Source organism: Nocardia sp. NPDC058499, from assembly GCF_042719915.1.
Taxonomy (GTDB): domain Bacteria; phylum Actinomycetota; class Actinomycetes; order Mycobacteriales; family Mycobacteriaceae; genus Nocardia.
This window is the reverse complement of sequence record NZ_JBHXMZ010000002.1, coordinates 20,553-34,805: the sequence shown is the minus strand read 5'-3', so window position 1 is coordinate 34,805 and position 14,253 is coordinate 20,553. Positions and strand designations below refer to the sequence as shown.

At 69.7% G+C, this 14,253-nt stretch carries 13 protein-coding genes; 7 read left to right on the top strand and 6 right to left on the bottom strand.

Annotated elements, in window-relative coordinates; all coding sequences use genetic code 11:
• Position 1: 1 nt before the first annotated feature.
• The 4 genes from mnmA to ACFWPH_RS05230 all read left to right on the top strand — a co-directional run bounded on the left by mnmA (position 2) and on the right by ACFWPH_RS05230 (position 5,781).
• A complete protein-coding gene (gene mnmA / locus ACFWPH_RS05245) occupies positions 2-1,102 on the top strand; it encodes a tRNA 2-thiouridine(34) synthase MnmA (protein WP_280417293.1) in 1,101 nt (366 codons plus the stop codon).
• Entirely contained in the window at positions 1,099-2,136 is a 1,038-nt protein-coding gene (locus ACFWPH_RS05240) for a methionine synthase (protein ID WP_378748275.1), read from the top strand. The genes mnmA and ACFWPH_RS05240 overlap by 4 nt, the downstream gene beginning before the upstream one ends.
• 195 nt (positions 2,137-2,331) lie before the next feature.
• The gene (gene ligA / locus ACFWPH_RS05235; RefSeq protein WP_378749385.1) at positions 2,332-4,476 is read left to right on the top strand and encodes an NAD-dependent DNA ligase LigA; all 2,145 of its coding nucleotides are present in this window, start codon (positions 2,332-2,334) and stop codon (positions 4,474-4,476) included.
• A 60-nt stretch (positions 4,477-4,536) separates the two neighbouring features.
• The gene (locus ACFWPH_RS05230) at positions 4,537-5,781 is read left to right on the top strand and encodes an ATP/GTP-binding protein (RefSeq protein WP_378748274.1); all 1,245 of its coding nucleotides are present in this window, start codon (positions 4,537-4,539) and stop codon (positions 5,779-5,781) included.
• Between the two features lie 19 nt (positions 5,782-5,800).
• Here ACFWPH_RS05230 and ACFWPH_RS05225 read toward each other — a convergent pair whose 3' ends face one another.
• Positions 5,801-6,004 (bottom strand): hypothetical protein, encoded by a 204-nt coding sequence (locus tag ACFWPH_RS05225; RefSeq protein WP_280417297.1) that lies wholly within the window; start codon positions 6,002-6,004, stop codon positions 5,801-5,803.
• A gap of 442 nt (positions 6,005-6,446) precedes the next feature.
• On the opposite strand from ACFWPH_RS05225, the gene ACFWPH_RS05220 reads away from it, so the two are divergent.
• Positions 6,447-6,776 carry a hypothetical protein gene (locus ACFWPH_RS05220; RefSeq protein WP_378748273.1) on the top strand — a complete coding sequence of 110 codons (330 nt, stop codon included), beginning with the start codon at positions 6,447-6,449 and terminating at the stop codon, positions 6,774-6,776.
• 5 nt (positions 6,777-6,781) lie between these two features.
• On the opposite strand, the gene ACFWPH_RS05215 is transcribed toward ACFWPH_RS05220, so the two are convergent.
• On the bottom strand, positions 6,782-7,432 hold the full coding sequence (locus ACFWPH_RS05215; protein ID WP_033241261.1) for an amino acid-binding protein: 651 nt from the start codon (positions 7,430-7,432) through the stop codon (positions 6,782-6,784).
• Between the two features lie 247 nt (positions 7,433-7,679).
• Between ACFWPH_RS05215 and gatC the strand changes: the two genes are divergently transcribed.
• Positions 7,680-7,979 (top strand): Asp-tRNA(Asn)/Glu-tRNA(Gln) amidotransferase subunit GatC, encoded by a 300-nt coding sequence (gene gatC / locus ACFWPH_RS05210; RefSeq protein WP_378748271.1) that lies wholly within the window; start codon positions 7,680-7,682, stop codon positions 7,977-7,979.
• Positions 7,980-8,050: 71 nt separating this feature from the next.
• Positions 8,051-9,523, top strand: a complete 1,473-nt coding sequence (gatA, locus tag ACFWPH_RS05205; protein WP_378748269.1) for an Asp-tRNA(Asn)/Glu-tRNA(Gln) amidotransferase subunit GatA — start codon at positions 8,051-8,053, stop codon at positions 9,521-9,523.
• 489 nt (positions 9,524-10,012) lie between these two features.
• Here the strand turns inward: gatA and ACFWPH_RS05200 are convergent, their stop codons facing one another.
• The 4 genes from ACFWPH_RS05200 to ACFWPH_RS05185 form a co-directional block, all read right to left on the bottom strand.
• Complete coding sequence (locus ACFWPH_RS05200; RefSeq protein ID WP_378748268.1) at positions 10,013-10,459, bottom strand: SRPBCC family protein; 447 nt, start codon at positions 10,457-10,459, stop codon at positions 10,013-10,015.
• A gap of 9 nt (positions 10,460-10,468) precedes the next feature.
• Positions 10,469-11,407, bottom strand: a complete 939-nt coding sequence (locus ACFWPH_RS05195; protein ID WP_378748266.1) for a hypothetical protein — start codon at positions 11,405-11,407, stop codon at positions 10,469-10,471.
• A gap of 123 nt (positions 11,408-11,530) precedes the next feature.
• On the bottom strand, positions 11,531-13,372 hold the full coding sequence (locus ACFWPH_RS05190) for an alpha/beta-hydrolase family protein (protein WP_378748265.1): 1,842 nt from the start codon (positions 13,370-13,372) through the stop codon (positions 11,531-11,533).
• Entirely contained in the window at positions 13,369-14,247 is an 879-nt protein-coding gene (locus ACFWPH_RS05185; protein WP_378748264.1) for a hypothetical protein, read from the bottom strand. Before ACFWPH_RS05185 ends, ACFWPH_RS05190 begins: the two co-directional genes overlap by 4 nt.
• Between the last annotated feature and the right edge of the window lie 6 nt (positions 14,248-14,253).

Sequence of the window (14,253 nt, the reverse complement as noted above, 5' to 3'; positions counted from 1 at the left end):
TATGCGCGTACTCGCCGCGATGAGTGGTGGAGTCGATTCGGCGGTGGCGGCGGCACGGGCTGTCGATGCCGGACACGAGGTGGTCGGGGTCCATCTGGCGCTGTCGAGCGCGCCGGGCACCCTGCGAACCGGTTCCCGGGGCTGCTGCTCCAAGGAAGACGCCGGTGACGCCCGCCGGGCCGCCGATGTGCTCGGTATCCCGTTCTATGTCTGGGATTTCGCCGACCGTTTCAAGGAAGACGTGATCGACGATTTCGTCGCCGCGTATGCCGCGGGCGAAACGCCGAACCCGTGCCTGCGCTGCAACGAGAAGATCAAGTTCTCCGCGCTCGCCGACCGGGCGGTGGCCCTCGGCTTCGACGCGGTGGTCACCGGGCACTATGCGCGGCTGACCGACGGTGTACTGCGCCGGGCCGTGGACGCGGACAAGGACCAGTCCTACGTCCTGGCGGTGCTGACCGCCGAACAGCTGAAACGGGCCATGTTCCCGGTAGGCGACACCCCGAAGCCGCAGATCCGCGCCGAAGCCGCCGACCGCGGCCTCGCGGTAGCCGATAAACCCGACAGCCACGACATCTGCTTCATCCCCTCCGGCGACACCCGCGCCTTCCTCGGCGCGAAGATCGGGATCCGGCCGGGCGCGATCGTGGACTCCGGCGGTGCCGAACTCGGCCGCCACGACGGGGTGCACGGGTTCACCATCGGCCAGCGCAAGGGTCTCGGCCTGCCCGGACCCGGACCGGACGGCAAACCGCGCTACGTCACCGAGATCGACCCGGACTCCGGCACCGTGCACGTGGGTTCGGCCGACGATCTGCAGGTGTGGTCCATCGACGCCGAACGGGCCGTGTGGACCGGCGGCACGGCCCCCGACGGCCCGGTCGACTGCGTGGTGCAGGTCCGGGCGCACGGCGGTACCGCCCCGGCCACTGCGGAAGCCGTGGGCGACGGGTTGCGGGTGCAGTTGCACGAACCGCTCAGCGGTGTGGCGCGCGGCCAGGCCGCGGTGCTGTACCGGCCCGACACTGCCGGTGATGTGGTCCTGGGCAGTGGCACCATCGCCGCCACCGCGCGCACGGCACCCGCCGGCGCGTCCCGATGAACCAGGCCGGGTTCCCGGCGGGGGTGGCGACAGGGGTCGGCTCCTGGCCGGGCACGGACCCGCGCGAGGCCGCCGCGGTGATCGTCGGAGAGCTGCCCGGACTGCCGCATCTGGTGGAACTGCCCGCGCGGGGCGTGGGCGCGGATACGGTCGGGCGGGTTTCGGCCCTGCTGGTGGATATGCGTTTCGACACCACCCCGCGCGGCTACCGGCTCGCCGCGCGGCCGGGTGGAGTCTCACGGCGCGCACACGATCTACTGCGCACCGATCTGGACGCCCTGCAGGAAGCCTGGGAGAACGCCGGGCTGCGCGGGTCGGGCCGGCCGGTGAAGGTACAGGCGGCGGGCCCGCTGACGCTGGCGGCGGAGGTGGAACTGCCGGGCGGCCATCGGGTCCTCACCGACCGCGGTGCCGTGCGGGATCTGGCGGATTCGCTCGCCGAGGGAGTGGCCGCCCATATCGCCGAGATCGCGATGCGGCTGGACACCGAAGTCGTCCTGCAACTGGACGAACCGCTGGTGGCCGACGTGCTGAACGGTTCGCTGCGCGGGGCCAGCGTGCTGAACACGGTCCGCGCCCTGCCCGAACCGGAAGCACTGGCGATCCTCGACGCGGTGCTGGCCCCACAGCGCGTGCCCACCCTGGTGCACACCTGCGCGAACCGGCCACCGCTGGATTTCCTGCGCCGCACCGCGGCCGACGCGCTCGGATTCGATCTCGCGACGCTGTCCGGGACCGCGGGCCTGGACGCGGTCGGGCACGCGCTGGACGCGGGCAGACGCCTGATCCTCGGGCTGGTGCCGACCAGCGCCCCCGGTACCCCGATGACCTGGCAGGATATCGCCGAACCGGGCGCTCGCTTGATGGACCGCCTCGGGTTTCCCCGCGCGACCCTGGCCCGGCAGGTATCGGTGAGCCCTGCCTGCGGACTCGCCGGAGCCTCGCATAGCTGGGCTCGCGACGCACTACGACTCACCTCCGACACCGCGAAAGCCTTCGAGCAGGACCCGGAATCGCTGGTGCCGCAGTCGTAGCTGTGAGCTGTGAGTCGGTGACGAGTGCCGCGTTTTCCACGAGCGGCCGTCTTGCCGCCGCGGAAACCGGGCTTCCGCGAGTTCGCCGCAGAACTTGCTCCAGGCGGTTCGATTCGCCCGATCCGGGGTGGCGACGTGCCATAACGGTGGACCGAAGTGTCGGTGGGCTCGACTAATCTGCGATACGTGAGTGAGATCGGAACCCCCACCGAACGGGATACCCCCACCGGCGAGGCCGCGCCACCGCCGGCTGCCGGGGAGGAACGCGCGCGTTGGCAGGAGCTCGCCGATACGGTGCGTGAACACCAGTTCCGCTACTACGTCCGGGACGCGCCGATCATCTCCGACGGCGAATTCGACGGGCTGTTCCAGCAGTTGCTGGCGCTCGAGGATCAGTATCCCGATCTGCGGACCCCTGATTCGCCCACCCAATTGGTGGGCGGCGGGTTCGCCACCGATTTCACCCCGGTGGACCACCTCGAGCGGATGCTCTCCCTGGACAATGCATTCTCCGAGGCCGATATGCGGGCTTGGGCCGCGCGGGTCGAGGAGGAGACAGGCCCCGATCTGCACTATCTGTGCGAGGTCAAGATCGACGGGGTGGCGCTGAACCTGGTGTATCGCAACGGCAAGCTGGTACGCGGCGCCACCCGCGGTGACGGCCGCACCGGTGAGGACGTCACGCTCAACGCGCGCACCATCGAGGACATCCCCGGGGAGCTGACCGCCACCGCGGAGTTTCCCGTACCCGAACTGCTGGAAGTGCGCGGTGAGGTGTACTTCCGGCTCGAGGATTTCGAAACGCTCAATGCCGCGATCGTGGCGGAGGGTAAACCGCCGTACGCGAATCCGCGGAATACCGCGGCCGGTTCGCTGCGGCAGAAGGATCCGGCGGTCACCTCGCGGCGGCGGTTGCGGATGATCTGCCACGGTCTCGGGCGAACCGAAGGTTTCACCCCGCGGTCCCAGCACGAGGCCTACCGGGCGCTCGCGGCCTGGGGGTTGCCGGTGTCCTCGCATACCGAGCTGGTCAGCGGGGTCGATGCCGTGCTCGCGCGGATCGCCTACTGGGCCGAGCACCGCCACGATATCGAGCACGAGATCGACGGTCTGGTGGTGAAGGTCGACGAGCTGCTGCTGCAACGCCGGCTCGGTTCCACTTCGCGGGCACCGCGCTGGGCCATCGCGTACAAGTATCCGCCCGAGGAAGCCACCACGAAGTTGCGCAATATCGCGGTGAACGTCGGGCGCACCGGCCGGGTCACGCCCTTCGCGGTGATGGAACCGGTGGTGATCGCCGGGTCCACGGTCGCGATGGCGACCCTGCACAATGCCGCCGAGGTGGTGCGCAAGGGTGTGCTGATCGGCGATACCGTCACGATTCGCAAGGCCGGCGATGTGATCCCGGAAGTTCTGGGCCCGGTGGTCGATGCCCGCACCGGCGACGAACGCGAATTCGTGATGCCGACCCACTGCCCGGAATGCGGTACCGAACTGGCCTACGAAAAAGAGGGCGACGCCGATATCCGCTGCCCCAACCAGCGCACCTGCCCCGCCCAGCTGCGGGAGCGGGTATTCCATGTGGCCGGCCGCGGCGCCTTCGATATCGAGGCGCTCGGCTACGAGGCGGCGGTCGCGCTGTTGAATTCCGGTGCCATCACCGACGAGGGCGACCTGTTCGATCTCGATACCGACCGGCTGCGCAACGTTTCGCTGTTCATCAACAAGAACGGCAGCCTCTCGGCCAACGGCCGCCGCCTGCTGGACAATCTCGCCGCCGCGAAGGACGTCCCGCTGTGGCGGGTACTGGTCGGCCTGTCCATCCGCCATGTCGGTCCGACGGCGGCGCGCGCCCTGGCCGCCGAATTCGGCAGCCTGGAACGGATCGAACAGGCGTCCCTGGAAGAGCTGTCGGGAGCCGAGGGCGTCGGTCCCACCATCGCCACCGCGGTCGCGGAATGGTTCACCGTCGATTGGCATCGCGCCATCGTGGACAAATGGCGCGCCTCCGGGGTCCGGATGGCCGACGAACGCGACGAATCGATCCCGCGCAACCTCGAGGGCCTGTCGATCGTGGTCACCGGATCGCTGCAGGGGTATTCCCGCGACGGCGCGAAGGAGGCGATCCTGCAGCGTGGCGGTAAGGCCGCCGGATCGGTATCGAAGAAAACGGCTTTCGTGGTGATCGGTGATTCCCCCGGTTCCAAGGCCGCCAAGGCCGAAGAACTCGGTGTCCCGATCCTCGACGAGGACGGTTTCCGCACGCTGCTCGAATCCGGTCCGGTCGCGGTGCGCCCGCCCGGTGAATCCGGTCCGGAAGCAGATACACCGGACGAGTAGTGCGACACGGGCGCGGTCCCGGTGCTGCGGTCCGCCGGCGGGGCACGGCAGGATGGCGGGATGCTGCGCAGTTTTCGGGTGTCCAACCACAAATCGCTGGCCGACCTACAGGAATTGCGGTTGACCCGCGGCGGTGCGCCGGTGGCGGTGCCGGTGACCGCGGTCCACGGCGGGCCCGCGGCCGGTAAATCGAACCTGGTGGACGCGCTGGGGCAGATGCGTGCGGCGGTGTTGCGTTCGGTGACCGGCTGGGATCCGTATGCCGGGCCGGAGCGGGCACCCCATCTCGGGCATACAGGGCAGCCCTCCGAATTCGAGGCCGTGTTCATCGCCGAGGAGACGCCCTACACCTACGGGTTCCGGCTGGATGCGGCGGATGTGGCGGCCGAATGGCTCTACAGCCATCCCCGGTCGCGGAAGCGGATCGTGTTCGAACGGGAGGGCGAGGCGGTGCGCGTCGGGCCCATGTTCGAGGCCGCGCGGTTCGGGATCACCGCCCTGATACCGCTGGTACGGCCGAATGCGCTGCTGTTGAGTCTGGCCGGGCAGATGTATGCGGAAGCGCTGGTGCCGGCCTACCGCTGGTTCGAGACGATGCTCGAGGTGTTGCACGGCACCGGCGATATCGACTCCGTCGAGCTGCGGGTGGGCTCGCATCTGTCGCGGTCCACCGAGAACGCCGCCCGGCTGCTCACCCTGCTGCAGACCGCCGATCTCGGGATCACCGATCTGCTCATCGCGCAGAACGATCCGGGCTACGCCGACTACCTGCGCGATCTCGACGCCGATATCGCGGCCCTGGGCGAACAGACCGATCGCGCGGCGGGCTCGGCGGCCTACGCGGCGCAACTGGAACTCGATAGTGGGCTCACCGCCGCGCAGCTGGCACGCGAACTGACCAATATGCGCAATGCCCGCGACGCGCTTTATACGCGCATGGTGGCGCGGCGCGGCGTCGGGCTGCGGCTGGTGCACACCGGTGTCGACCCGGTGTTCACCCTGGTCGAGGAATCCTCGGCGACGGTGGCGCTGCTGCGGCTGCTACCGGTCCTGCTCGACGCCTTGGACGCCGGAAAGGTGCTCGTCGTCGACGATATCGGCGCGAACCTGACCGTCGAAGAGGCCGATCGGCTGATCCAGCTGTTCCAGAACCCGGAAACGAACACCCGCGGTGCGCAATTGGTGTACACCACCGGCGATCGCGCCCTCGTCGACCGCGGTAACGGCCGGTCGGCGCGGACCCGGACCGGTGTCTGGGCGGTCCGCCGGTCCGACGCCGGTACGAGCACCCTCACGATGTCCTGAAGCCCCGGCGGGGTCCGGGCTAGCTGCTCGGTTGCGGGATTGTGCACCCCATCTTCGGGTTCATCCCCATGTAGTTCAGCGGTCCGGCGAGGACCGTAACCGCCAGGGTCGCGGCGTGGGAACACTCGGCGGGTGGTTCGTTGAAGTAACCGCGCTGCCCGGCGGCGACCAGCCCCGCCACGAACCACACGAGGATGACAATGCTGACTACTCGGCTTCCCATGGCACCTGCTCGAATCGATGAGTCCGGCATGTCGATCGTTTCCTTCCACATCGGTACTCTCCGAATACCCCGTGCTGGCGGGCTGATGCGCCGATGACGGCGGTGTCGCATAAATAGGAGCTTTCCGGCGGGGGCTGCCGGTCTTTCTTCGGTGCACGGGGTTCTGCGGGAACATTCCGCCGCCTGGGGTTCGACGGGCCGGCCGAATCGCGGCGTGGCTGTGTACCGTTCGAGAACCCGGGCCGAGCCGGACTTCACGAAACGCCCAGGGGCCGAATATGCCGAGCGGCGGTGTCCGTCCGTTGTTTCGTCTCCGGGCTCGGCGCCTACCGACACATCGGCGGCGTGGGAGCGTGGCGCCGAGGCTCGTGCAGTCTGCGCCGCTGTGGGCGTGTCGGCGTACCCGGGCGAAGGCGAGGCGCGGTACGCCTACCATGGGGGTGTGTTCGAACTGGCGATGCTGGCGGTCATGGTGGCCGCACTGGTCGGGATGCTGGTCCTGGTGTTCCGGGGGCGGCGGGGTACCGCGTTGCCGCAGGACGCCGAGGTCGGGTCGTTGTATCTCACCGGGGTGAGCCCGCGGCCCGAGGCGATGGGCGAGCAGTTCGTCACCCTCACCGGAAACCTTTCCGGCCCTTCCGAACCCGGGAAAGTGGTGTATGGGCGGCTGGTGTGGGATGCGGCCTACTGGCCGGCCATCGGCGATACGCTCACCGTCGCCTACCCGCCCGGTAAACCGGATCGGTGGCGGATCGTCGAACCCGGGAAGTAGGGCCCTCAGCCCAGGACGGTGGCCACGATCCCGGCGAGGTAGCCGAGGCGCGCCACCTCCGACGGCCGGAAATCGGGTCCACCGGGACGGCCGAGCAGCAGCGCCTTACTGGACGGACCCAGCGGCGCGGCCGCCATCTTGGTGTCCATATCGCGCCAGATCTCGGGCACCCAGTCCGCGTCCGCGTCGAGGGCAAGCGGTTTCTGCAGCGGCATCCACGGCACCGAAGCCGCCTGGGTCTGCGGCGCGCTCTGGCTACCGACCAGCCGGTAAGCGCCCTGCGGGCCGATATCGAGCACCGTGCTCCAGCCCACCCGTAACACGCGCGGGATACCGTCGACCAGCACCTGTAGGCGGTCGTCGCGGGCGTTGGCCACATTGTCGATGAGTTCGAGTTCGCGGTGGGTGTCGAGGACACCGGAATAGGGCCGGATCGAATCGACCCGCACATCGCCGAGCGATTCCGCGGCGGTGATGAGCGTATCGGGAAGTGCGTTGGGGGCGATCTCGACCACCAGATCGTCGACGGCGAACCCCGCGCCCCGTTCGACCACATCCAGCGAGAGGATATCGGCACCCACGGTGCCGAGTGCCACCGCCAATGACCCGAGGCTTCCCGGACGATCCGGAAGTTGCACGCGGAGCAGATATGACACGTGCGTTTCCCTTTCCTTCTGCGGCCGAGGCTCTGGACGAATACCCGGTCTGCCCATCCTTACACCCATTTCGGGCGGTTATCGACTCGAATTGTGCGCGCTGACCGCCGCGCAACGATAGCGAACGGTGTGAATCGGGTGGCCCGAGGTACTCCTGTGGCCTCGCGACCGACCCCGCGCCGCGGCACCATTAGGCTGTTCGTTGCTCGTGATCCGTATCCGAACTACACGCCGAAAGGGGTTCGCGGTGACCGCCATCTCCCGCGACGAGGTCGCACACCTCGCCCGGCTGTCCAGGCTCGCCCTGTCCGAGGCCGAACTCGATCAGTTCGCCGGACAGCTGGATTCGATCCTCAGTCATGTGGCGACCATCTCCGAGGTGGCCGCCGCCGATGTTCCGGCCACGCCCTCACCTGATCCGGTGACGAACGTGACCCGCCCCGACGAGGTCCGTCCCGGGCTCAGTCCCGGACAGGCCCTGTCCGGGGCACCGGCCAGTGAAGACCAGCGGTTCCTGGTTCCGCAGATCCTGGGAGAGGGCGAATGAGCGAGTCAGGCCCGGAGGAGGCAGCGCAGCGTAACCACGCAGGGCCCTCGTCCATTCGTAATCAACAGAGCATGAGCGACCTGACTCAGCTCGAGGCGTCCGAGCTCGCCGCTAAGATCCACGGCCGGGAAGTGTCGTCGGTGGAGGTGACTCGGGCGCATCTGGACCGGATCGCCGAGGTCGACGGCGAATATCACGCATTCCTGCATATCGCCGGTGAGCAGGCGCTGGCGGCCGCGGCCGAGGTCGATACGGCGCTCGCCGACGGGAAAGCGCCGGCCTCGCCGCTGGCCGGGGTGCCGCTGGCACTCAAGGACGTGTTCACCACGACCGATATGCCCACCACCTGCGCGTCGAAGATCCTCGAGGGCTGGGTGGCGCCCTATGACGCCGGCCTGACCTCCCGGCTGCGTGCCGCCGGTATCCCGATCCTCGGGAAAACCAATATGGACGAGTTCGCGATGGGTTCCTCCACCGAGAACTCCGCCTACGGGCCGACCAAGAACCCGTGGGATACCGGGCGTATCCCCGGTGGCTCCGGTGGTGGTTCGGCGGCGGCGCTGGCCTCGTATCAGGCGCCGCTGGCGATCGGTACCGATACCGGTGGGTCGATCCGGCAGCCGGCCGCGGTCACCGCGACCGTCGGGACCAAACCCACCTACGGCACCGTCTCGCGGTACGGGCTGGTCGCCTGTGCGTCGTCGCTGGACCAGGGCGGCCCCTGCGCCCGGACGGTGCTGGACACCGCGCTGCTGCACGAGGTGATCGCCGGACACGATCCGCGCGATTCGACCTCCCGCGACGTGCCGGTACCAGCGGTGGTGGAGGCCGCACGGCGGGGTGCGGGCGGGGATCTGCGCGGTGTGAAGATCGGGGTGGTCAAGGAACTGCACTCCGACAGCTACCAGCAGGGCGTGCTGGCCTCCTTCGATGCCGCGGTGGGTGTGCTGAAGGAGCTCGGCGCGGAAGTGGTCGAGGTGTCCTGCCCGCATTTCGAATACGCGCTGGCGTCCTACTACCTGATCCTGCCCAGCGAGGTCTCCTCCAACCTGGCCCGCTTCGATGCCATGCGGTACGGCCTGCGCGTCGACGACGACGGTAACCACAGCGCCGAGCAGGTCATGGCCGCCACCCGGGCCGCCGGGTTCGGGCCCGAGGTGAAGCGGCGCATCATGATCGGCACCTATGCGTTGTCGGCTGGGTACTACGACGCCTACTACGGTCAGGCGCTCAAGGTGCGGACCCTGATCGCGCGCGATTTCGAGCAGGCCTACGAACAGGTGGACGTGCTGATCTCGCCGACCAGCCCGTTCACGCCGTGGAAGCTCGGCGAAAAGGTCGACGATCCGCTGGCGATGTACCTGTCGGACCTGTGCACGCTGCCCACCAACCTGGCCGGGCATCCGGCGATGTCGGTGCCGTCGAGTCTCAGCAGCGACGACGGGATGCCGGTGGGCCTGCAGATCATGGCGCCCGCATTGGCCGACGACCGGTTGTATCGGGTGGGTGCGGCCTACGAGGCGGCGCGCGGGCCGATCGCCTGAGCTTGTCGTAGCGCATCACAGATGCCGGCCGCGGGCGGTGATCCTTTACGGGTCACCGCCCGCGGTCTATCCGGCGTCCTCCGTGCGGCAACAGGTGGCGGTCGGCAGCGCTGCCGCGGAGCCGGTGTTGTGGGCGCCGTGGCCGACCCGGGTAGGAACGGAATATTCCGGGTGGGAGCCCGTCACCGTCGCCCTCTCCGGTGCAGGGGGTCAGTGGCCGCCCCTGGGGTTTCGGGTGCGGACAGGATGCGGAAGGTGAGTTAGTTGACGCGGGCGGCGGACTCGGCATAGGTGAGGTGTGGGGCCGGATGCCGCTGCTCGGTCGGTCGTGGCCGAATCCGGATCGGCTTAGGTGCAGCCTGGCAGCGCGGGCACGCCCACCTCCTGGGCGGCCGGCAGGCCGGACTGGACAGCGTCGAGTTGCTCGCGCCCACGAGTGTGGGCTCCGCGGCGTGACTCGAGCCATGGGGGGCGGCTCAGGCGGCGGGATTATGCGGCCGTGTGCCGGCGTTCGGCTTCGCGTTCCACTGCGGTGGTCATCCCGGGGAAGCCGCGGCGGAAACCACGGCCGAACAGCAGGCCCACCAGGGGTGCCAGCCATCCGGCGAGTTCGAAATGCGATTCGTAGCGGGTGCGGTTGTCGCCGAGGGGGATCAGGGTGTGGGAGCGGTTGCTGCGTAGCGCGCCGAGCGGGAGAGGTTTCATGGAGTAGCCGAACTCCCGGCCGGGCGTGACGGTGTGGATGAATTCGCGCATCGGGATCGGCAGCGGCATCAGCTGCTGGACCCGCATATCGATCGGCGCGCCGACCGTCAGTTCCGCGCGACAGCGACCGATGAACGGATTCCAGTCGCTGTACCGGTCGAAATCGGTGAGGACCGACCACACCACGTCGGCGGGGGCGTCCACTTCGACCACATCGTCCACAACAAGCACGCCCCCAAACTAGAACGTGTTATAGACGGGGTCAACCGGGGCGTGGCCCTGCCGGGCAGGTGACTTCCCGGCCACCGGGAGCCGCGGTAGCTGCGGCAGCGGGACGGGGTCCACCGGTAGCCGGATCAGGCCGGGCAGCGCAAACCGCGGGCGGCGCCCGGCGGTCCGGGCCGACGCCACGATATGGCCGGGCCGCGCCGGTAGGCCGCGATGATCGCCGACGACCGCCGGGCGGCGGACCCGCCGATGCAGCCGCCGCACACCCAGGACCAGCCCGGCGACCGCCGTCAGCCCGAATGCGACCAGCCGCAGCAGCCACGGCTGGGTCGGATGCTCGGTCGCGGCCTGGGTCGCCGCCTGCGTGAAGGTTTCCACCACCGGCACCCCGTAGTGCTGGCGGCGTGAGTTCAGCTCCACCGCTGTCGCCGCAACCGAGGCCAGGGTTTCGCAGCGGGTCCGCACCATCGGCTCGTCGTGCGCGTCGCAGGCCTGATGCAGCCGCACACTCAGGGTGCGGTCCAGCTCCTGCCGGGCCCACGGGCCGAGCGGGGCGCCGACGCTGTCGGCGTAGCGGAGCAGGTCGTAACCCAGGTCGTGGGCCATACAGGCGGTATCGAATTCCGGCGGCAGTTCGACCGGTGACGAACAGTCGCCGTCGGGGGCCACGAGCACGCCCTGGCGCAGGACGGGGTCGTAGCCGGAATAGGTCGCGAAGTCGCGCGGTATGGCCGCCGTGGCAGCCCTACCCGGATCACCCGAAGTGAGTCCCACCACCGCGAGTCCGGTGGGGCCCGTGATCGACCCGTCGAAACCGACGGCGTCGGAGGCAGGCGCGGATACCGCCGTGAGTGCCAGACTGAGCAGAGCGGCGCCGGCGAGCGCAGGTGGCGATATCCGCCGCAACCGGCGCCGTTTCCGGCGCCGGTGATCATCACTGGGTGAAGCCATGGTGGGACACCTTAAGGGCAGAACCTGTGCGTTTCCGAACGGCACCGTAGGCGGTATGGGCCGGTGCAGGCGCGGTGGCGCGCCCGCATCCGGCGGGCAAACCCGCGCGCACCGCTGTCGGCGCTATCCGCAACCCGGTAGTGCGGTGCCCTGATCCACGCCGTAGCGGTGACCGTGACCTGGTGGCGCGGACAGGGCGCCCAGCAGGTCGGCGGTGGTCTGGACGAAACTCACCACCGGCAGCCAGCCAGGGGTCGGAGCGTCGCGACGAGCGCCGGTGAGGTCCGGCGGCTGCCACAGCAGGTCGGGTGACCAGTGCACGACCGGGTCGGAGGTATTGGCCAGGACCGCCGTCCGGGCGCCCGGCTCCCGGCCGCCGCCGCCCGGCATACCCGACCACAGCACCGAACACGCCCGGCGGTTCTGTTCGGCCGCCCCGGCGAACACCGCGCTACCGCCGAGCGCACCGAGGCTCTGCCCGTACAGGTGCAGTCGCGGCGGGTCCGGCAAAGTCGCGGCATGCTCTTCGATGGCCGTGAAGAGCGCGCGCGCCGACGCCGCGGCCGAATCCCGGCCGAGTACGAACGTCGCCCAGCTCGGGAGGTGTGAATACTGCAACGCAGTCACGGCGAAATCCGCACCGAACCGGTCCCCGAACCCGCGCAGGGCCCGCGCGTCCACCCACCCCGAACCGGTGGGTACGGCCACCACCAGATGCGAACGGTCGAATCCGCCGGCCCGATCGAGCTCCCGGACCGCCAGTTCGGCCCGCGACGCCAGATCGGGCGCCGACCGCAACCCGACATACACCCGCACGGCACCGGCCGGGCCGTTCGTCACGAACCGCTGCCCCTCGCGACCCAGCGAGTCCCAGCTCACCAAGGACTCGGCGCTACCGGATCGGGTCATCGCCACCGGCTGCACGAGGCCGGAATCGGTGCCACCGCCACCGGCCGCGGCGATCCCCGGAATCCCGAAGAACGCCGCCGGCAGCGTCGCGACCAGCGCCGTCACCAACCCACGCGACCACCCGATCCGCCGTAGCAACCGGGCGGCCCCGGACCCCACGGCCACGAGGACGACGGTGAGCACCAGCGACCCGACCGCCCAGAAGCCCCAGTACTCCGGTCCGATACGCGCGACCCCCATGGCGTCGCGCAGCGTGTTCTGCCACGACGCCGCATGCACCACCGAGGCCACCACACCGATGACGGTGGTGGCGAGCACCAGATGCCGCACGGTAGGCCCACCGGCGAAGCCATCCGAAACCGACCGGCGTAGGCGGCGCCCGGTCTGTACGTCTCGGAGTCGACGGATGAGCATGCCCGGGCGGCGCCGGTAGTCGAGTGTGCCCGAGTGTCGGTCGGTGGTGTGATTGCCGAGCGCGCCGGTCACGCCGCTGGTCATGGGCGCGGAGTGCGGCCGGCCGTTGGGGCCTCCGGCGTTGCCCGGCAGGGAACGGTTCAGTGGGTCGGGCAACCGGTCGCTGTGTCCGTCGTTCGGGTATGCAGCCGCTGCGCGGGGCGGGGCGTCGGTGAGCAGCGTGCCGGATGTGCCCGCGATGCGGGAGCCGAGTTTCCGGCGGGGCAGGTGTGGAACCGGGGCGTCGCGCCGACCGCGGGAGAAGACCGGGCTGCGGCGGCGGGAGAAGAGGGAACCGGTGAGTCGTGCGATACCCAGTAGAGCGATGACCAGCACGGAGGTGAGAACCGCCTGCGCGGCGGCAGTGCGGGGGAGCAGTCCGGGGGCCAGCGACAGGATCGTGCCCAGTGCCACCGAGAGGGTGACGCCTACCGGGAACCCGCGGCGTGCCAGGCGGCGAAGATCGCCGGGTGCGGTCGTATCGGATATCGCCTGGCGAAGCCAGGGGGCCGCTACTGCGGTACCGGCTCGGTCGAACGGCCGTAGGAGAAGCGGCGCGGGTGACCAGAGGGGCTGGGCCGCGGCCGGGGTGACGTGTTTCATGCGAACTCCTGCCGGAACGGGATCACCGGGAACGCGGCGCGCGGGGAAATGGCCGGCGATGTGCGCAGCCCCCGCGAACTCGTCGACTTCCGCGGAGGACTGCTGATGGGTTCGGCCGCAGGCCCGAGCAAGACCGGGCGGTCGGGGTACCTGGTGCCGGCCTCATTTCGCGAGCTTGTGAGTTCGAACAGCTCGCGCAGCGCTCGGCGGGCGAACCGGCCACCGCCGCGACTACGCCAGGTCAGGAATATCGCGAACGCGGCGAGTATCAGCGCAACCACCCGCGGCAGCCAGGTCGCGGCCGTTTCGGCGAACGAGAAATGCTCGACCACCGGCACCCCGTAGCCTTGCCGCCGCGAATTGAGATCGACCGCCGCCGCAGCGATCCCGGCCAGCGTGGTGCAGCTGGTGCGGGCCATCGGGTCCTGGCGGTGCCGGCACGCCGACAGCATTCGGTCGGCGAGGGCGCGATCGAGGTCGCGACGGGCCCACCCGCCGAGCGGGTGACCGCTGTGCTGGGCGTAGCGCAGCAGGTCGTATCCGAGGTCGTGTGCCTTGCAGGCGGTGTCGAACTCCGCGGGCAGCGGTACCGGTGACGAGCACGAACCCTGCGGGGCGACCAGGATTCCGTCGACCACCGCCGGGCGGTATCCGGTGACGGTGCCGAAATCGCCGGGAAGTTCCGGTGCGGCAGTGGTATCGGTCAGTGCGCGGACAGCGGCCGCGGCCGGGGTGGTGTCGGCCGCCGGTCCGGCGGCGTCGGCCGTGGGTACCGCGAGCAGCGATGCCGCCACGGCGATCCCCGCTACGGCGAGCGCGGCGGGCCGGCGGCGCACCGATGCCGGTCGGCGCGCGGCAAAGTTCGAGACAACCATGGTCGT